This window comes from Pseudomonas sp. KH_050 (assembly GCF_057838875.1).
On record NZ_CM174478.1, the window covers coordinates 243,097 to 261,039 of the forward strand.

Sequence of the window (17,943 nt, forward strand, 5' to 3'; positions counted from 1 at the left end):
CCTGCCTGGCCTCAGCCCTTGCCCTTGGTCCTTGTCATATTCGGCCCGCTATTTTTCTCCAGATGCTCAATGATGATTCCCGCCACGTTCTTGCAGGTGGTGGTCTCAATCCCTTCCAGGCCGGGTGAGGAATTAACCTCCATCACCAACGGCCCGTGGTTGGAACGCAGGATATCCACGCCCGCCACGCTCAGGCCCATGACCTTGGCCGCGCGCAGGGCAGTCATGCGCTCTTCGGGGGTGATCTTGATCAGGCTGGCGCTGCCACCCCGGTGCAGGTTGGAGCGGAACTCGCCGGGCTTGGCCTGACGTTTCATCGCCGCGATCACCTTGTCGCCCACCACGAAGCAGCGGATATCCGCACCGCCGGCTTCCTTGATGTACTCCTGGACCATGATGTTCTGCTTGAGGCCCATGAACGCCTCGATCACCGACTCCGCCGCGGTGGCGGTCTCACACATCACCACGCCGATACCCTGGGTGCCTTCCAGTACCTTGATCACCAGCGGTGCGCCGTTGACCATCGCGATCAAGTCGGGAATATCGTCCGGGGAGTGGGCAAAACCGGTGACCGGCAAGCCGATGCCCCGACGCGAAAGCAATTGCAGCGAGCGCAGTTTGTCCCGGGAGCGTGCGATGGCCACGGACTCGTTGAGCGGGAACACGCCCATCATTTCGAACTGGCGCAGTACTGCGCAACCATAAAACGTAACCGAAGCGCCGATCCGCGGGATCACCGCATCGAAGCCTTCCAATGGCCTGCCACGGTAGTGGATCTGCGGCTTATGACTGGCAATGTTCATATAGGCGCGCAGGGTATCGACCACTACCATTTCATGGCCACGCTCGGTGCCGGCCTCGACCAGACGACGAGTGGAATACAGACGCGGGTTACGCGACAGCACAGCGATCTTCATGCAACACCTGTGGCAAGGGTAGTGGATGCCGGGAATGCCGGCTTGTCTTGAACGTATTTGATTCCCGGATTGACCACCAACTGGCCGTCGATCAGGGCTTTGGAACCGAGTAACAAGCGATAGCGCATGGACTTGCGGCAGGCCAGGGTGAATTCCACCCGCCAGACCCGATCGCCCAGCGCGAGTGTAGTGCTGATCACGTAACGCACCTGCGCCTGGCCGTTGGAGCTTTTAATGGTCTTCATTGCCACCAGTGGCGCTTCACAGTGCCGGTGGCGCAATTGCACCACAGTGCCCAGGTGCGCATTGAAGCGTACCCACTTTTCCCCGTCGCGCTCGAACGGCTCGATCTCGGTGGCATGCAGGCTCGAGGTACTGGCGCCGGTGTCGATTTTCGCCCGCAGGCCCGCCACTCCCAAATCCGGGAGCGCTATCCACTCGCGCAGACCAACAACGGTCAAATGGTCAAATGTCTTCAATGTTCATAACCGGTGAGAAACCGCTCGTACCGCCAGGCGGCCGAATTCGCGGTATTCACGCAGAATAATGGGTAAAAGGCGACAGATATCTACGGCCCGGATTTCCTGTGCTCAAGAGAGGTCAGGAGAGGTATGCATTCTAAACTGAGTCGGTGTAATTCATCGCACGAGAGAAACGGTAGTACAGTTCGGAAATATTTCAGGATGAGGAAATCCCATGGCACAAAAAAACCAGGATGATGACAAAGTCCGCCTGGACAAGTGGTTGTGGGCCGCGCGCTTCTACAAAACCCGTGCGCTGGCCAAAGCGGCAATTGAAAGCGGTAAAGTGCATTGCCGGGGTGAGCGCTGCAAACCGGGCAAAGAGCCAAGAGTCGGCGATGAGTTTCAGATTCGTGCCGGTTTCGATGAGCGCACGGTGGTGGTCCTGGGGTTGTCGGTGGTGCGCCGTGGCGCGCCGGAAGCTCAGGCCTTGTACGCCGAAACCGAAGCCAGTATAGCCAAGCGCGAAAACGCTGCGGCAATGCGCAAGGCCGGTTCCGTGGGCGTCAGCACTGAGGGCAAGCCGACCAAGAAACAGCGGCGCGATCTGTTCAAGTTCCATGGCGGGAATAGTGACGACTAAGCGTTATCACCTATGGCGAGGGGCTTGCTCCCGCCGACCGGTTCACGTTCGGGCGAAGCAGTCGTAAAAATTGCTGATTTCAAAGTTGCTACACGCACTATGCTTCTCCCTCAATAGGCTTTTGCCGCTCCTTGCTTGGAACAAACCCGGATTATTCATAAAATGCCTCCCAAGGCTGAATATGCGTGCACCAAAAATGTTGCCGAGACGCTAGTTCGACCCCTGTAATCCTTTAGTCATCACTTCAGATACCCAGACCTATGACCGATCTACCGGATACCGACTACACCCAACGCTTCATCTTCGATGACAGCGACGCCCGCGGCGAGCTGGTTGCGTTGGAGCGTAGCTACGCCGAAGTACTCGCCAAACACCCCTATCCGGAGCCGGTCGCACAACTGCTCGGCGAGCTGATGGCGGCGGCGTCGCTGCTGGTTGGCACTTTGAAGTTCGATGGCTTGCTGATTCTCCAGGCGCGTTCCGAAGGCCCGGTACCCTTGTTGATGATCGAGTGCTCCAGCGAACGCGAAATCCGTGGCCTGGCCCGTTATCACGCCGAGCAGATCGCCGCGGATGCGACCCTCGCCGACCTGATGCCGCAGGGTGTATTGGCACTGACTGTCGATCCCACCCATGGCCAGCGTTACCAGGGAATCGTCGACCTCGACGGCGCCGACCTGTCGGAATGCTTCACCAATTATTTCGTCATGTCCCAGCAAGTCGGCACGCGTTTCTGGCTCAACGCTGACGGCCGTCGCGCCCGTGGCCTGCTGCTGCAGCAACTGCCGGCCGATCGCATCAAGGACGACGAAGAACGCGCCGCCAGCTGGCAGCACATCACGACTCTGGCCGGCACCCTGACCGCAGATGAACTGCTCAGCCTGGATAACGAAACCGTGCTGCACCGCCTCTACCACGACGAAGCAGTACGCCTGTTCGATGTGCAGTCATTGCGCTTTCGCTGCAGCTGCTCGCGAGATCGTTCGGGCAATGCGCTGGTCAGTCTGGGACAGGAAGACGCGCAACAATTGGTCATCGAAAACGGCGGTAGCGTCGAGATCGATTGCCAGTTCTGCAACCAGCGCTACCTGTTTGACGCTGCCGATATCGCTCAATTGTTCGCTGGAGCGGGTGTCGATACGCCGTCAGATACTCGTCACTAAAACGATTCAGCGCAGGTAAATCACCTGTTGAACGCCGGAATAACGCCGGTCTGACGGGAGGGCCCTACTATTTTTGGGCATTTCTGGCATAATCCGGCCCACTTTTTTCGCGGTAGTAGTGCACAACTTTCTACTACAAAACGTTTGGAGCACTCGGCCACTGGCCGACGGGGAACCTCATGACGCAAGCCAATAACGCCGTGTACACCGATCTGAGTGTTGACGATCTGGTTAAAGAAGCCCTGAACCGCGGTGAAGGCGAGCTGTCCGATACCGGCGCTCTGGTAGTACGCACCGGTCACCGTACCGGTCGCTCGCCAGTCGACCGTTTCATCGTCGAAGAGCCTTCCACCCAGGACGCCATCGCCTGGGGCCCGATCAACCGCAAGTTCCCGGCCGACAAGTTCGATGCCCTGTGGGCTCGCGTCGAGGCGTTCAACAACGCGCAAGAGCATTTCGTTTCCCACGTGCATGTAGGCGCGGCCGAAGATCACTACCTGGCCGTGAAAATGACCACACAGACTGCCTGGCAGAACCTGTTCGGTCGTTGCCTGTTCATCAATCCGGCCCAGTACAACCCGGCTGGCCGTGAAGAGTGGCAGGTTCTCAACGTCGCCAACTTCGAATGCGTTCCAGAGCGTGACGGCACCAACTCCGATGGTTGCGTGATCCTCAATTTCGCACAGAAGAAAGTGCTGATCGCCGGTATGCGCTACGCCGGTGAAATGAAAAAAGCCATGTTCTCGGTGCAGAACTTCCTGCTGCCGGCCGCCGACGTGCTGCCAATGCACTGCGCTGCCAACATCGGTGAAGCGGGCGACGTGACCCTGTTCTTCGGTCTGTCCGGCACCGGTAAAACCACCCTGTCCGCCGACGAAAGCCGTTACCTGATCGGTGACGACGAACACGGCTGGGGCGAAGGCGTGGTGTTCAACATCGAAGGCGGTTGCTATGCCAAGTGCATCGACCTGTCCGAGAAGAACGAGCCGGTCATCTGGAAAGCCATCAAGCACGGCGCAGTCCTGGAAAACGTCGTCATCGATGACGCCAAGCACGCCGACTACGCCGATGTCAGCCTGACCCAGAACAGCCGCGCGGCCTACCCGCTGGAGCACGTAGCCAAGCGTTCCGAGAAAAACCTCGGTGGCGAGCCAAACGCTGTGATCTTCCTGACCTGCGACCTGACCGGCGTACTGCCGCCAGTCTCGATCCTCAGCGAAGAACAAGCGGCCTACCACTTCCTGTCCGGCTACACCGCTCTGGTGGGCTCGACCGAAATGGGTTCCGGCAGCGGCATCAAGTCGACCTTCTCCACCTGCTTCGGCGCACCGTTCTTCCCGCGTCCGGCCGGCGAATACGCTGAACTGCTGATCAAACGCATCCGCGGCTTCGGCTCCAAGGTCTACCTGGTCAACACCGGCTGGACCGGCGGCGGCTACGGCGTCGGCAAGCGCTTCAACATCCCGACCACCCGTGGCGTGATTGCAGCGATCCAGAGCGGCGCGTTGATCGGCGTCGAAACCGAACACCTGGACACCATCAACCTCGACGTGCCAGTGGCCGTACCGGGCGTTGAGACTGGCCTGTTGAACCCACGCAACACCTGGGCCGACAAGGCTGCCTACGACGAAGCGGCCAAAGCATTGGCTGGCCTGTTCGTCGAGAACTTCAAGAAGTTCGACGTAAGCGACGCGATCAAGGCTGCCGGCCCGAAGTTGTAATTATCGGGTAGTGGCTTGAGGTAAAAAAACCGCCCTTTGGGGCGGTTTTTTTATATTCTGAGTTCTTTGAATTTAGTTAGCTTTACATGCTCCACTTCTTTTAAAATGGTGAGCTTTATTTTGCTTTTTTCTCGAGGGTTTTTAGTATCCTCGAAAATAATGGTTTTGATTTTTACTTCTAGTTCTGCGTCAGTCGACTTTTTAAGTATGTAGTCGGGAAAACTAAATGACATAACACAGTTTCCGTCGTGACCTGCAGTGCTGAAATGGAAGTTGCAATCTAATCTGTGGAGTATTAGGCAGCCCCGTACATCTTCATCGAAGAAAAGTGTTTCGTCTAATTTACTTCCGGTTAAATTAAGATTTCTAATTTTCTCTTTGATCCATTCTATTCTAGGATGTGGAGTGGCTTTACTGTCGGGTGAAATTCCTGCATCCACTATTTCTTCAAAATTTAAGCATGTTTTTTTAAGAAATTTTGAGAGTGCAAGTAAATAGTCGAAACGTTTGGTGTTATCAAAGTTGCTAAATAATATGCGGCTGATTACAGCGTCTTTAGGGGTTTGCCCTTGCGCTTTGAAGTGCTCGACAAGATGGCTGGTTATTTTGTTTGTGACTTCTCGCGTTTCTGGCGCAGTATATGTATTTGTAATTACTAGCTCGTTAGAAGAAGGGTCCTTTATTATTTCAATAGAACCTTTAAAGGTTTTGGCGTGTTCTGCCCAGCTGGTCGATTGATCTATGCGTTCTAGTTCGAACTCGAAAATTATTTGATTGAGATTTGATCCGATAGGCCTGAAGTAAGGTGTTCCAGTGACTTTATAGTTTTTGAAATCTAAATCTATTACTTGATTTACATCTAGTTCGTCGGGAATGCTTTCGATAAGGTTTTCGCTGTGGAACCACTCAATGGTTTGTGAAACAACTTTTGGATTTTCCTCTTTGCTAGAATAACTAAGGCGAAGTGTCTCTAGCTCTGATGGCGTTATTAAGTTTGTGGTTAAAGCAGGGATTGAGTACTCTTTCTCGGAGTTAGAATTGAATACGCCGCGCTTTCGTAACAGACTTTTAAGATCTCCCTTGCTTACAAAAGGCTGGTTTAGAAAGGGCCTGAGCACTTCACCGTGCGGTAAGAACGTTTCAAAATTCTGATTGTGTTCGCTCATAATTGACTGCCTCGGAAACTGTCTTTTATGTTCTTAACAGTGATTTTTTCTATAAAATTCACATCAGGGAATGCGGACTTTGCTCCCTCAAGTATTTCCTTGTGCTTTAGGGAGTTGAAGTCAGGCAAACATATAAGGACCTTTCCGGGGAAGTCATATGCTATTCCTTGGGTTAGACCGATCAATCGCTTTAGAGTAGGTCCGTCAGTTTTGTCCATGCAGCTAATTGCAAGAATTGTTTCCCCTGATGATGTGATAATGCTCAGTGGTATAATTCCGGAGTTTAAAAATTCTACTGGCATTACTGTGCCAGACGATAGTCTGTCTGCGGCGCTATTGTTACTTCCGTTGGCCATGTATAGGAATTTTACTGATGCGATTTTTGGATCGTTACGTAATGATACTATCGTGTCATACACAAATGCAGCGCGCATGTTGTCAAGTACATATATTGTACTGTAGTCAATGTCGTCGATATTCTTGACGCTATGTATTTTTTCTAATAAGTCGAAGCTCTCGCTCTCTTCATTGCTAAGCCAAAAAAGAAGGCCAAAACATTTGTCGCGATTTGCAGTGAAAGCACTTGAGTTTTCTTTGCGAATGGGTGATTTTTTAAAGCACTCGATATCTTTAGCTAAGCTTAAAAAATATGATTTAAATAGTTCGGTTGGGTTGTTTGGGTATTTTTCTGCTGTGAACTTTGATGATACTACTGCGTGACAGACAGTTCTCTCTTCCAATTCAGATTTATAGGAGAATACGAAATCAATGCCATGAGTTTTTCTTGGGTTGCTACCAGATTTGTGTTTTTCCGGTTTAGTGCAGCTTATATCGATGTTGGCGCGGTTATTACCCCAGCCGATTATTTCAAGGATCGTAGCCACGATCTCTTCCCCATGTTCACCTACTAGTTTTGACCACTCACCCATAAATTACTCGCCTTTTAGTTAGTTTAATTTATACGTTTTAACGTTTAACGTTTAACGTTGAATGAGTAGGCTCTAAGTCGGCAGGTGGAAGCGTAGAAATTAGTAATGGGAATGCTTCTCAAAATAGGTTCTGCAAAACTAACTTTCTCATTGTCGAGGCTGGAAATAATTTTGTATTTGTGGTCCTTAGGCATCATTTTTATTCATCCTTGTAAGGTTTCACACTGCAAAGATATGCGCATACTTTTCCGAGGATAGACCGAAATGGTATTATTTTGCCAGTATTGGATGACAGCTTTTAAATTAGGTACGTAGGAATGATGGATGAGCCGTCTATTTGAGGTGCTGGCATGGAGTCAATTCAGTTTCGATAATGTCATTTGCCTCTGCGCGGCTGACCCGAAAGTACTCGGCAACCTCGCGAGCGAGTTCAAGATCAGCGCGTTGTCGGAGTCGGTGATTTTGAGTTTCAATCCACCGATGTGTACCACCGGGTTCATATCGTAGGCTTCGGACAGACGCCATCCCCGGCCAAGATCAAGGATGCACTCCCCGACAAGTTTGGCATAGGCACGGGACGCGTCCTTCGAAATGCATCCGTTTCATGTCCCAATACGAGCAATACGCACGTTACAGTCCTTCCAGCTCCAGAGTGTCCCAGCGTTGCGCCTTGATAGCTCCGTAGAGCATGCCGATGGTCAGCGGGAGTTTGTCGCCGCGGCCCTTGGCCCTGCGTTTGAGGAACACATCGTAGCCTTCGGGCTGGAAGTATCGATAGGCATCGTAGTCGATGAAGTCGACGGCGAACTGCTCGGTCAATGCTTCCATCAACTGTTTTGCATCGGCGCCGTCGCACCCCAGGTCGAAGTTGATCGAAGTTTGCAGATTGATGGTTTTGCGTTCAGGCAGGCCGAGCTCTTCGTGCAGCAGCTGCATGAGGAGTCGCATCGCTTGATCGTCGGGGAAACCGATGGCGAGTTTCATGGTTGACAGTCCGGTGGGGGGTGGCTGAGATGGCCGCGAGTGTAAGGCCAAACCATCACTATCTAGCGCGGGAGTTTTGCGATACAGCGTTTGAATATGGCCTCCAGGCCTTGGTAGTCGCAGGCTACGGCGTCAACATTGGCGGGAACCCAATCGGCAGTGTCGACCAGCCACCAGTCGACGGTAAAACCGGCATTGATGATGATGTGCTCGAACAGGATTCGTTGGGCCCGACCATTGCCATCCCGGAAAGGGTGAATGACGTTAAGGTCGCCATACGCCTCGGCAACCTTGATCACCAGATCGGCTTTGGATACACCGGTGAACCACGAAGCTTTTTCCATGGCGCGAAATATTTTTTCGGCCTCGGGGACAATTCGTTCTGCAGTGCAGAACAGGGTTTCGTCCTTCTGGATATTGATTGTTCTCAGCTCGCCGGCCCATTCGTAGAGGTCCGAAAACAGGGTTTTATGAATGAGCTGGAAGAAGCCCAGATCGTAGGGCGCAGAGTGTAGACGAAGTGTGCTGGCGGCAATTTCGGAGAACTCTCGTTCGGCTTGCTGAAGAAGGGCCTCGTCATGAATGTTGAGCAGGTTGCGCAGCACTCCGCTATCCGGATAGCAATAAGGATCCAGGTTGCCCCCATATTGACCGGGCATCAGCTTGGGCTCTTGAGGTATTTGCGCAGTACCGCTTCCCGGCTGGAGAGCGGTTTGTCCGCGTCGGCGCGTGTGGAGTCGAAACCTTCCAGGCGCAGACTCGCCAGGTAGTTTGACCGGCGGACGCTTTCGTAATGGTCCTGTTTTTGCTCAAACGTCAGTTTGCTCATCACGTTTTCCTCGCGCTGCAAGAGCCAATTGTAGTCCAAGCGATCTGGACTGGTTTTGAGGGGGTGGTAGCGTTCGGAAAACGAGGCCGATGTTTCGCGCAGGCATTGGGTGATGTCGCGTCGAACACTGAGGGGGGTTCCCACGCTCGCGTGGGAACTTGCCGATTACTCGACCATCTGTTCAGGTGTCAGGCGCGAGGCGGCTTCAAGGTCTAATAGCCCGCGTCCATAGGCTTCGCTATTGGCGTAGATACCAGTGCGGTTGGCGCTGCTGAGCAACAACTCGCGCACTTGCTGCGGGCTGAGTTTCGGGTAACGGCTTTGCAGGGCTGCAAGGGCGCCGCTGACCATCGCGGCAGCAGGCGAGGTGCCGGCGGTTTGCACATAGGTGCCGTCGTTGCCTGTAGTCAGCAGGCCGGCTCCGCCGTCACCACCTGGCACAGCGATACACCATTGCGCCGCCAGACCACAGTAGTTGGACTTGAGGTTGATGGCGCTGCCGTCACTCTTCAGGGCCATGACCGCGATCCAGCCCTTTTCCAGTTCGGGCACCAGGGCCGGCAGGCCAGGTTCGGCCAAGGGTTCACGCTTGACTTCATTGCCGGTGGAGAACACGAATACCGCACCTTGATCCACCAGTTTTTTGGCCACTTCGAGAGAGTCGCCCATCAACCGTTCATAGATCACGGTTTCATTGGTGTTGGCTTCTATCGGGTTTGCCCAGGAGTTACTGATGATGCGAGCTCCCTTGTCGAATCCGGTCTGCCAGGACCTGGCGATTTCACTGTCGAAATAGAAGGGCTCCTTGTCGTCACCGAACCGCATGGGGATAAGCTGGGCATTGAAGGCCATGCCGTGCATGCCTTGATCGTTCTTGTTCGCGGCGAGAATACCGGCCATTTGCGTGCCGTGGCCCTTAGGGTCAATGGTGCCGGGCAGGTTGCGCACAAAATCGTAGCCCGGGTCGGCCAGGCGTCCCTGAAACGCTGGCAGGCTAGCGTTCAAGCCTGAGTCGATCAGGGCAACGCTCACGCCCTGGCCGGTGCCGCCACGGGCGTAAAGCGTCGAGGCCTTGATCACGGCCAAGCCTTTTTGCGCCTGATACTCGGGTGTTTCGAAGGCTTCTGCGCCTGGCTCTATTATGGGTTTTTCCGGAACGGTAAGGCATCCGGCCAGTAACATTGGCAAGGTCAGCAGGCCGGTGCGCGACAACACTGAAAACATAAACTGCATGGTGCGATCCTTCATGTAGGATCCGCGGGCATCAGGCTTCCTGCCGTGATGAGGGACCCGCGGACGGTGGATTTTTCTACAGGCGAGAAGTCTGGACGGTGTGTTGACCTGACATTTTTCGGCGCCCGGTTTTTTTGGTCACGCCAGGTGAATCCGGGCATGAGCGATGAACCTTATCGGTTGAAGGCGCGGGGCCGTGAGGTAATTAGTTGTGCCGTTTGTATCAACCTGTAGTGTTTTACCCTCGGCCTTTTCTCGATCCGCTGAGCTTGTCGCGCTAGGCTTCAGGCATCTCAGCGGTCAACGGAGTGACAGCTTGTGCACAACACCCTTGAACAGGTCTTTGGTTATCCACAGTTCCGGCCCGGCCAGGAGGTAGCGGTCAGTGCGGTGTTGGCTGGACGTTCGGCGGCGGCGATTTTTCCTACCGGGTCTGGCAAGTCGTTGTGTTATCAACTGCCGGCCTTGCTGCTGCCGCACCTGACGCTGGTGGTCTCACCGTTGCTGGCGTTGATGCAGGATCAGCTGGCATTCCTGGCGCGTCATGGCATTGCGGCGGCGAGTATCGATTCTGTACAAAGCAGAGATGACGCCAACGAGGTCATGGCGCGGGCCCGGTCCGGCGAGTTGAAAATTTTGATGGTCTCCGTGGAACGCCTGAAGAACGAACGCTTCCGCAATTTTTTGCAGCAGGTCCCGATCTCGCTGCTGGTGGTCGATGAAGCGCACTGTATCTCGGAGTGGGGGCATAACTTCCGTCCGGACTATTTGAAGCTGCCGGACTATCAGCGCCAGTTCAACATCCCCCAGGCCTTGCTGCTGACGGCCACCGCCACGCCGAAAGTGATCGCCGACATGCAGGCGAAATTCGCCATCGCGGCGGATGATGTGGTGACCACCGGTTTCTACCGGCCCAACCTCAACCTGTTGGTGGAACCGGTGCGTGGCCAGGACAAACGTCGACGGTTGGTCGAGTGGCTAGGCCAGCGCACCGGGCAACCAAGCATTGTCTACGTCACCTTGCAGAAAACCGCCGAGCAGATCGCTCAGCACCTCAGCCGCCATGGCATTGCGGCCGAGGGGTATCACGCCGGTCTACCCAATGAAACGCGCGAGGCGATCCAGCGGCGGTTCATGGGTGGGCAGTGTAATTGCATCGTCGCCACCATCGCCTTCGGCATGGGAATCGACAAGAGCGACATCCGCAACGTGGTGCATTTCGACTTGCCGAAATCCATCGAGAACTACAGCCAGGAAATCGGCCGTGCCGGGCGTGACGGGCAGCCATCCGACTGCCTGGTGCTGGCCAACCGAGACAGTCTCAATGTGCTGGAGAGTTTCGTTTACGGTGACACGCCGGAGCTGAGCGGGATCCGCTGTGTGCTGGACGAACTGCAAGCGGCCAGCCCCGAAGGGCAGTGGGAATTTCTGCTCGGGCCCTTGGCAGATCAGAGCAACATCCGCCAATTGCCGCTCAAGACCTTACTGGTGCAATTGGAGCTGCGTGGTTTGATCGCGCCACGCTATGCCTATTTTGCCGACTACCGCTTCAAGTATCTGGTCGAGCCTGAGGCCTTGCTGGCACGTTTCGAGGGTGAGCGGCGGGACTTTGTCTCGGCGATCATCCAGACCTCGAGCCGCGCCCGAACCTGGGCCACGGTCAATTTCGACGCGCTGTATCAGCAGCATCAAGCCGAACGAAACAGGGTGGTGAAGGCCCTGGATTATTTCCAGGAGAAGGGCTGGGTGGAGCTGGAAAGCAAGCACATGACCGAGGTCTACAGCGTGCTGATGACGGATTTCGATGCACAGCTGCTGAGCGTTGAATTGCATGCTTGTTTCACCCGGCATGAACGCACCGAGATCGCGCGGATTCACGCCATGCTCGATTTATTCGCCACCGAGCATTGCCTCGGTTATCGATTGGCACGGTATTTTGGCGACGAAAACGCGCCGCAGCAGTGTGGGCATTGTTCGGTGTGCCATGGTCAGGTTGCTCGCCTGCCGGAACCTCCCGTGTTGCCGGCGCTTGTGGATAAAAACTTCCAGGCACTGTGCGGCGACTTTATCCACAGGCATGAGCAGTACAGCGGCAGTCTGCCGGGTGCCGAGCGACTGACGCGATTCCTGTGCGGGCTCAGCGTGCCGCTATTCACCAAACTCAAGGCGCGGGCGATTCCAGGATTTGCTGCGTTGGAGGATTATCCGTATGCCGAGGTGAGACAGTGGGCGGAGGCCAACCTTTAGCCATGGATTCACGGGCAAGCGGCTTTTGTGGGCTTGCCTGAATTCTTGATCGGCTGTCATGAAGTCAAATGACCCGGAGCCCGTCGGTGACGGTCACAGCGATACACTGCCTGCCCCATTATCCAAGAGACCACTCAATGACCGACCAGATGCCGCAACGTACGGATTACCGCCACTTCCAGCCGATCATCACCCGGTGGCACGACAATGATGTCTACGGTCATGTGAATAACGTCACCTACTACAGTTTCTTCGATACAGCAGTGAACACCTACCTGATCGAGGAGGGTGGGCTGGATATTCACGATGGAGAGGTGGTCGGTTTTGTGGTGAGTTCAGCGTGCGACTACTTCGCCTCGATTGCCTTTCCCGAGCGTATCGAGATCGGATTGCGGGTGGGCAAGCTGGGCAATAGTTCGGTGCAGTACGAGCTGGCGGTGTTCAAGGCGGGGGAAGAGGATGCCTGCGCGGCGGGGCGGTTCGTGCATGTGTTTGTGGATCGGGCGTCGAATCAGCCGGTGGCGATTCCTGCCGTGTTGCGCGGGGCATTGGAGCAGTTGGTGGTGTGAACAAAAAAATCGCAGCCTGTCGGCAGCTTCTGTAGGAGCTGCCGCAGGCTGCGATCTTTTAGAAAGGTCGAGCGCGAAACACTTCAAGCCTTAACGGTGACGAGAGTGTCTGTGATGCTTGCGATGCCCATAGGCATGACCGCGGCCGGGGTGGCCATCACGGTAGTAGCGACGATCATCATCATAACCGCGACGGCTGTGGCGATGGCCACGGTCATCATCGTCATCGCTCTTGTTGCCCATGTAGTTACCCAGCGCGCCACCGGCACCGCCGCCCGCGGCAGAACCGATCAGGCTGCCGGTGGTGCCGCCCATGCTGCGGCCGACCACGTTACCGCCGGCTGCGCCCAGCGCACCGCCGATGGCTGCTTCGCCACGGCTACGTTTGTCGGCACCGACCGCACTACCGCCTGCGCCACCCAGGGCCGCACCGATAGTAGAACCGGTGCTGCCGCCTAACGATTGACCGACCACCGAGCCTAGAACCCCGCCCAATGCGCCGCCCACGCCTGCTTCGGTGGTGCCTCCGGCAGAAGCGATGCCACTGGCCAGGCTAAGGGACAACAAGAGAATCGAGGAGAGCTTCATACGAAAAACCTCAAGGGGATGACGGCGCGATCCTGAGGCTGAGTGATGGGCGTTACAATCGAAATCCGACGAGTAACACGACTTCAACACATTTCTATAAGTTACTGTTTTTTAGGCGGAACTTAACTGTTTTTCGCCGGTCTTTTACTACTGGTGACAGGCCGTTTTCATAGGAAAACGGCCTTTTTTGTGGGTGTTTGGAAAGTTGCTGATCTGCGCCGCCTTTAAAAGATCGCAGCCTGCGGCAGCTCCTACGCGCACACGATATTTGTAGGAGCTGCCGCAGGCTGCGATCTTTTGATCTTGCTTTTACGCAGACTTCGCCATGATCAATCCATTGTCACTCGCCACTTCAAGGCGGATCGCGACAAACTTTGATGTCGGTGTGTGGCTGCCGTCGCCAGTGCTTTCCAGCGGCACCAGCGGGTTCACCTCAGGGTAGTAGGCGGCAGCTTGCCCCGCGGGGATATCGAAGGCCAGCAAGGTGAAGCCCTTGACCCGCCGTTCGCGGCCATCGTCCCAGATCGCCACGATGTCAGCTTTCTGACCGGGTTTGAAGCCCAGGCGGATGATGTCGGCTTCGTTGACGAACAGGACGTCACGCTGACCCTTGACGCCGCGATAGCGGTCATCGAGGCCGTAGATGGTGGTGTTGTACTGATCGTGGGAGCGCATCGACTGCATGATCAAGTCTGGCAGTACGCCAGTGGCGCGGGTGCGCTCATGCACCAGATCGACCGGCAATATGTTCGGGCGAAAATTCGCCCGGCCCGATGCGGTATTCCAGCGCCTTTCGCCAGCGCTGCTGCCCAGGTAGAAACCGCCCGGATTTTCCAGGCGCTGGTTAAAGTCCTTGAAGCCGGGAATGGTGTCGGCGATCAGCTCGCGTATGCGCCGGTAATCGGCGACGAGCCAGTTCCAGTCCACCGGGTGCGTACCCAATGTCGCGGCAGCGATACCGGCAATGATCGACGGTTCTGAGCGCATCAGTTTGGAGATGGGCTGCAACTGCCCGTTGGAGGCGTGGACCATGCTGAAAGAGTCTTCCACGGTGACCGCTTGCGGACCCTCGGACTGCAGGTCGATATCGGTACGGCCAAAGCATGGCAGGATCAGTGCTTCTTTTCCGTGGGCCAGATGGCTGCGGTTGAGCTTGGTGCTGATCTGCACGGTGAGGTCGCAGTTGCTCAGGGCCTGGAAGGTCCGCGTGCTGTCCGGGGTCGCCTGGGCGAAGTTGCCGCCCAGGCCGATAAAGACTTTCGAGCGCCCGTCGAGCATCGCATGGATGGCCTCGACGACGTTGTGACCGCTTTCACGCGGCACCTTGAACTGGAAGCGTCGTTCCAGTGCATCGAGGAAGAACGCCGGTGGGCGCTCATTGATGCCCATGGTGCGGTCGCCCTGCACGTTACTGTGGCCGCGTACCGGACACAGGCCGGCGCCCGGGCGCCCGAGGTTGCCGCGCAGCAGCATCAGGTTGGTGATTTCCTGGATCGTCGGTACCGAATGGCGATGCTGGGTGATGCCCATTGCCCAGCACATGATCACGTTTTTGCTCTTGGCATACAGGCGTGCGGCTTGTTCGATATCGGTCAGGGGCAGCCCGGACTGCTCGACGATCTGTTCCCATGGGGTTTTGTCGACGGCGGCCAGGTAATCGAGCACACCACCGGTGTGTTCGTTGAGGAAGTCGTGGTCAAACACCGCTGGCTCATACGTCAGTTGCGCTTCGCGCTCCCATTGCAGCAGGAACTTGGCCATGCCCCGCAGCAACGCCATGTCGCCGCCCAGCGCCGGACGGAAAAAGGCGGTATTGGTCGGACGGTCGCCGTTGGTGAGCATCTCGAAAGGCTGTTGCGGGTGTTGGAAACGTTCCAGCCCGCGCTCTTTGAGCGGATTGACGCAGACCACTTGAGCGCCGCGTTTCACTGCTTCGCGCAGCGGTTCGAGCATCCGCGGGTGGTTGGTGCCGGGGTTCTGCCCCAAAACAAAGATCGCATCGGCGTGTTCGAAGTCATCGAAGGTCACTGTGCCTTTGCCGACTCCGATGCTCTGCGCCATGGCTACACCGCTGGCTTCGTGGCACATGTTCGAGCAGTCGGGGAAATTGTTGGTACCAAAGGCGCGTACGAACAGCTGATAAAGGTACGCCGCTTCGTTGCTGGCCCGACCCGAGGTGTAGAACTCGGCCTGATTGGGACTGGCGAGGTTATGCAGGTGCTTGCCGATCAGGGTGAAGGCCGCTTGCCAGGTGATGGGAGTGTAACGGTCGGTTTCAGCATCGTAGCTCATCGGCTCGGTGAGGCGACCCTGGTATTCGAGCCAGTAATCACTCTGTTCGAGCAACGAGCTGACGCTGTGTTTGGCGAAGAAGGCGCCATCGACACGGCGCTTGGTGGCTTCCCAGTTGACTGCCTTGGCGCCGTTTTCACAGAACTTGACCATACCGCTTTCTGGCGAGTCGCCCCAGGCGCAACCCGGGCAGTCAAGGCCGCCGTTCTGGTTGGTCTTGAGCATCATGCGGATGTTTTTCAGTGCGTTGTCGCTGGTCAACCAGGCTTGAGCGACGCTGATCAGTGCGCCCCAACCGCCGGCCGGGCCTTTGTAGGGCTTGTAGCGCGGGGTTGGTTTTTGGAGGGCTTGATGATGAGTGCTCACGCTTTTGGATTCTCCATCGCAGGGCTATAGACCCGCGGCGCACTTTTTTGCGGCAGGTGAATGAGATTGAGGTTGTGCCGGCGCGCCCATTGCAGGGCCAGACCGGTGGGCGACGACAGGCTGACCAAGGTCTGAATGCCTGCGCGCAAGACTTTCTGGATCAATTCCAGGCTGCAACGGCTGGTGACAATCGCCAGCCCGCCGGCAGTGGGGATGTTCTGTCGAATCAGCGCGCCGATCAGCTTGTCGAGGGCGTTGTGTCGGCCAATGTCTTCGCGACCCAGCAGCAGTTCGCCCCGGTTGTTCATGAACACTGCCGCATGCACTGCCCCGCTGTACTGTCCCAAGGGCTGAAAAGCGCTGATGCGCTGACGCAACCCGTCGAGCCACTCGGCTGGCGGCAAGGGCGCGCCGGGCAAGACATTCAGTTCGGGCAATGCCTGCTCAACCGCTTCTACCCCGCAGAGCCCGCAACCGCTGGTACCGGCCAGTTGGCGGCGTTGCTGCTTGAGGTTCCAGAAGGCGCGGCTGGCGATTTGCACGTGCGCGTACTGCGCCGAGCCCGAACCGCTGAGTTTCATGTCGTAGATTTCGCAAACGTCGCTAATGATCCCGCTGCCGATACTGAAGCCGACAATGAAGTCTTCAAGGTCGCTGGGGGTGACCAGCATCACCGCCTGACTGATGCCGTTATAGGCGATCGCCAGCGCGACTTCTTCAGCGAGCGCGGTGCTGGCTGATTCGGTGTGTTCCAGGTTGCAGTATTGATAGCTCTGACTGGCGGCGGGTGCGGGAATTTCCAGGGCAGGCGCCGCGCGAGCCGGGCGCTTAGCGTTCATGAGGCAGTACCGGCGGTGTATTCACCTTTAAGACTAGGCGCGTCAAAGTGTCACGTCTAATCGCTAGTACTGATGTGCCGATAGAAGCCGTCGATCAAGACCCGTTTGGCGATTTCTGATAAAGCGCGAAACAGGCTTCAGCCAGCGCCGAACGTGGCGCATTGCGGCGCATGATCAGCCCCAGGCGGGCGACGGTTTGGGCATTCTCGATCGGTTGCAGGCGCAGGTCGTCGGTCAACGCTTCAAGGCCGCCTTCCAGCGGCATTACCGCGCAGCACAAGCCGCCATGCACCGCCTGTAGCAGCTGATGCACCGCGTCGGTCTGCAATAGCGGTTGCGGGTTGAGGCCGCGACTGTGGAAGTTGTGGTCGATGGACTGGCGAAAGTGCATGCCGCTGGTGAGCATGCCCAGTGGCAATTCGATCAGCGCCTCCCAACTCAGAGGCTTCTCACCGAAGCTGAAGAAGCGTTGGTCGTAGAGCAGGCCCATGCGTGTTTCGCTCAGGGACAGCGAGTCAAAACGTTCGTTGTCCAGCCGTTCCAGGTACGAAACGCCGAGGTCCAGGCGATTGCTCGCCAGTTGCTCGAGTATCTGCTCGGAACTCAACGCAGACAGTTCGAAGCGCAGGCTCGGGTGTTCTTTGTGCAGGCGGTGCAGCAGCGGTAGCGGGTCGAAATTCGATAGTGGCACCACGCCCAGGCGCAGGGTCCCGACCAGGTTGCCGCGACAGGCGGCGGCCTCGGCTTGAAGGCCGTCGTAGGCCGCCAGCACCGTACGGGCCCAAGCCAGCACCCGCTCCCCCGGGGCAGTAAAGCTTTCGAAACGCTGCCCGCGATTGACCAGCGGCAGATCGAGTTCTTCCTCGAGGCTGCGCAGGCGCATGGATAAGGTCGGCTGGGTGATGTGGCAGCGGGCGGCGGCTTGGCCGAAGTGACGCGTTTCGTCGAGGGCGATGAGGAATTTCAGCTGTTTGATGTCCATCTTCGCTCCGGGGC

General features: G+C 56.5%; 17 protein-coding genes and 1 pseudogene. 5 read left to right on the top strand and 13 right to left on the bottom strand.

The genetic code is table 11. The features are described from left to right. Positions 1-11: 11 nt before the first annotated feature. Positions 12-917, bottom strand: a complete 906-nt coding sequence (gene rimK / locus AC3IUA_RS01075) for a 30S ribosomal protein S6--L-glutamate ligase (protein WP_489358690.1) — start codon at positions 915-917, stop codon at positions 12-14. Continuing rightward, a complete protein-coding gene (rimB, locus tag AC3IUA_RS01080) occupies positions 914-1,396 on the bottom strand; it encodes a retropepsin-like aspartic endopeptidase RimB (RefSeq protein ID WP_150641436.1) in 483 nt (160 codons plus the stop codon). The genes rimK and rimB overlap by 4 nt, the downstream gene beginning before the upstream one ends. A gap of 217 nt (positions 1,397-1,613) precedes the next feature. Here rimB and AC3IUA_RS01085 point away from each other — a divergent pair, with 217 nt between their 5' ends. The 3 genes from AC3IUA_RS01085 (at position 1,614) to AC3IUA_RS01095 (ending at position 4,905) form a co-directional block, all read left to right on the top strand. Next, positions 1,614-2,021, top strand: coding sequence for an RNA-binding S4 domain-containing protein (locus tag AC3IUA_RS01085; protein WP_489358692.1), 408 nt, complete (start codon positions 1,614-1,616; stop codon positions 2,019-2,021). Between the two features lie 260 nt (positions 2,022-2,281). Continuing rightward, complete coding sequence (gene hslO, locus AC3IUA_RS01090) at positions 2,282-3,184, top strand: Hsp33 family molecular chaperone HslO (RefSeq protein WP_489358693.1); 903 nt, start codon at positions 2,282-2,284, stop codon at positions 3,182-3,184. 179 nt (positions 3,185-3,363) lie between these two features. Then, complete coding sequence (locus tag AC3IUA_RS01095) at positions 3,364-4,905, top strand: phosphoenolpyruvate carboxykinase (RefSeq protein ID WP_489358695.1); 1,542 nt, start codon at positions 3,364-3,366, stop codon at positions 4,903-4,905. A gap of 50 nt (positions 4,906-4,955) precedes the next feature. Here the strand turns inward: AC3IUA_RS01095 and gapS4b are convergent, their stop codons facing one another. The 7 genes and pseudogenes from gapS4b to AC3IUA_RS01130 form a co-directional block, all read right to left on the bottom strand. Then, the gene (gapS4b, locus tag AC3IUA_RS01100; protein ID WP_489358697.1) at positions 4,956-6,071 is read right to left on the bottom strand and encodes a GapS4b family protein; all 1,116 of its coding nucleotides are present in this window, start codon (positions 6,069-6,071) and stop codon (positions 4,956-4,958) included. Beyond that, on the bottom strand, positions 6,068-7,000 hold the full coding sequence (gene gapS4a / locus AC3IUA_RS01105) for a GapS4a family protein (protein WP_489358698.1): 933 nt from the start codon (positions 6,998-7,000) through the stop codon (positions 6,068-6,070). The genes gapS4b and gapS4a overlap by 4 nt, the downstream gene beginning before the upstream one ends. 366 nt (positions 7,001-7,366) lie before the next feature. Next, a pseudogene (locus tag AC3IUA_RS01110) lies at positions 7,367-7,545 on the bottom strand (type II toxin-antitoxin system HipA family toxin); the annotation flags it as partial. Positions 7,546-7,630: 85 nt separating this feature from the next. Next, a complete protein-coding gene (locus tag AC3IUA_RS01115) occupies positions 7,631-7,984 on the bottom strand; it encodes a DUF1493 family protein (protein WP_489358699.1) in 354 nt (117 codons plus the stop codon). Positions 7,985-8,046: 62 nt separating this feature from the next. Continuing rightward, complete coding sequence (locus tag AC3IUA_RS01120; RefSeq protein ID WP_489358700.1) at positions 8,047-8,643, bottom strand: Fic/DOC family protein; 597 nt, start codon at positions 8,641-8,643, stop codon at positions 8,047-8,049. Beyond that, on the bottom strand, positions 8,643-8,813 hold the full coding sequence (locus tag AC3IUA_RS01125; RefSeq protein ID WP_489358701.1) for a YhfG family protein: 171 nt from the start codon (positions 8,811-8,813) through the stop codon (positions 8,643-8,645). Before AC3IUA_RS01125 ends, AC3IUA_RS01120 begins: the two co-directional genes overlap by 1 nt. Before the next feature lie 165 nt (positions 8,814-8,978). Continuing rightward, complete coding sequence (locus AC3IUA_RS01130) at positions 8,979-10,046, bottom strand: S8 family peptidase (protein ID WP_489358702.1); 1,068 nt, start codon at positions 10,044-10,046, stop codon at positions 8,979-8,981. Positions 10,047-10,364: 318 nt separating this feature from the next. Here AC3IUA_RS01130 and AC3IUA_RS01135 point away from each other — a divergent pair, with 318 nt between their 5' ends. After that, positions 10,365-12,293, top strand: a complete 1,929-nt coding sequence (locus tag AC3IUA_RS01135) for a RecQ family ATP-dependent DNA helicase (RefSeq protein WP_489358703.1) — start codon at positions 10,365-10,367, stop codon at positions 12,291-12,293. 137 nt (positions 12,294-12,430) lie between these two features. Then, complete coding sequence (locus AC3IUA_RS01140) at positions 12,431-12,862, top strand: acyl-CoA thioesterase (protein ID WP_489358704.1); 432 nt, start codon at positions 12,431-12,433, stop codon at positions 12,860-12,862. 90 nt (positions 12,863-12,952) lie between these two features. Here the strand turns inward: AC3IUA_RS01140 and AC3IUA_RS01145 are convergent, their stop codons facing one another. From AC3IUA_RS01145 to AC3IUA_RS01160, 4 genes are all read right to left on the bottom strand, one after another. After that, positions 12,953-13,450 (bottom strand): glycine zipper domain-containing protein, encoded by a 498-nt coding sequence (locus tag AC3IUA_RS01145; RefSeq protein ID WP_489358705.1) that lies wholly within the window; start codon positions 13,448-13,450, stop codon positions 12,953-12,955. Positions 13,451-13,759: 309 nt separating this feature from the next. Further along, entirely contained in the window at positions 13,760-16,108 is a 2,349-nt protein-coding gene (locus AC3IUA_RS01150; protein WP_489358706.1) for an FdhF/YdeP family oxidoreductase, read from the bottom strand. Further along, positions 16,105-16,947: a formate dehydrogenase accessory sulfurtransferase FdhD gene (gene fdhD / locus AC3IUA_RS01155; RefSeq protein ID WP_489358707.1), complete on the bottom strand. Its 843-nt coding sequence runs from the start codon at positions 16,945-16,947 to the stop codon at positions 16,105-16,107. The genes AC3IUA_RS01150 and fdhD overlap by 4 nt, the downstream gene beginning before the upstream one ends. Before the next feature lie 94 nt (positions 16,948-17,041). Continuing rightward, positions 17,042-17,929, bottom strand: coding sequence for a LysR family transcriptional regulator (locus AC3IUA_RS01160; RefSeq protein ID WP_489358708.1), 888 nt, complete (start codon positions 17,927-17,929; stop codon positions 17,042-17,044). Positions 17,930-17,943: the final 14 nt, after the last annotated feature.

Coding starts and splice junctions, on each gene's coding strand:
- gapS4b (WP_489358697.1), bottom strand. CDS start 6,071: ATGAGCGAACACAATCAGAATTTTGAAACGTTCTTACCGCACGGTGAA.
- AC3IUA_RS01145 (WP_489358705.1), bottom strand. CDS start 13,450: ATGAAGCTCTCCTCGATTCTCTTGTTGTCCCTTAGCCTGGCCAGTGGC.
- AC3IUA_RS01130 (WP_489358702.1), bottom strand. CDS start 10,046: ATGCAGTTTATGTTTTCAGTGTTGTCGCGCACCGGCCTGCTGACCTTG.
- rimK (WP_489358690.1), bottom strand. CDS start 917: ATGAAGATCGCTGTGCTGTCGCGTAACCCGCGTCTGTATTCCACTCGT.
- hslO (WP_489358693.1), top strand. CDS start 2,282: ATGACCGATCTACCGGATACCGACTACACCCAACGCTTCATCTTCGAT.
- fdhD (WP_489358707.1), bottom strand. CDS start 16,947: ATGAACGCTAAGCGCCCGGCTCGCGCGGCGCCTGCCCTGGAAATTCCC.
- AC3IUA_RS01160 (WP_489358708.1), bottom strand. CDS start 17,929: ATGGACATCAAACAGCTGAAATTCCTCATCGCCCTCGACGAAACGCGT.
- AC3IUA_RS01125 (WP_489358701.1), bottom strand. CDS start 8,813: ATGAGCAAACTGACGTTTGAGCAAAAACAGGACCATTACGAAAGCGTC.
- AC3IUA_RS01120 (WP_489358700.1), bottom strand. CDS start 8,643: ATGCCCGGTCAATATGGGGGCAACCTGGATCCTTATTGCTATCCGGAT.
- AC3IUA_RS01115 (WP_489358699.1), bottom strand. CDS start 7,984: ATGAAACTCGCCATCGGTTTCCCCGACGATCAAGCGATGCGACTCCTC.
- AC3IUA_RS01085 (WP_489358692.1), top strand. CDS start 1,614: ATGGCACAAAAAAACCAGGATGATGACAAAGTCCGCCTGGACAAGTGG.
- AC3IUA_RS01095 (WP_489358695.1), top strand. CDS start 3,364: ATGACGCAAGCCAATAACGCCGTGTACACCGATCTGAGTGTTGACGAT.
- gapS4a (WP_489358698.1), bottom strand. CDS start 7,000: ATGGGTGAGTGGTCAAAACTAGTAGGTGAACATGGGGAAGAGATCGTG.
- AC3IUA_RS01140 (WP_489358704.1), top strand. CDS start 12,431: ATGACCGACCAGATGCCGCAACGTACGGATTACCGCCACTTCCAGCCG.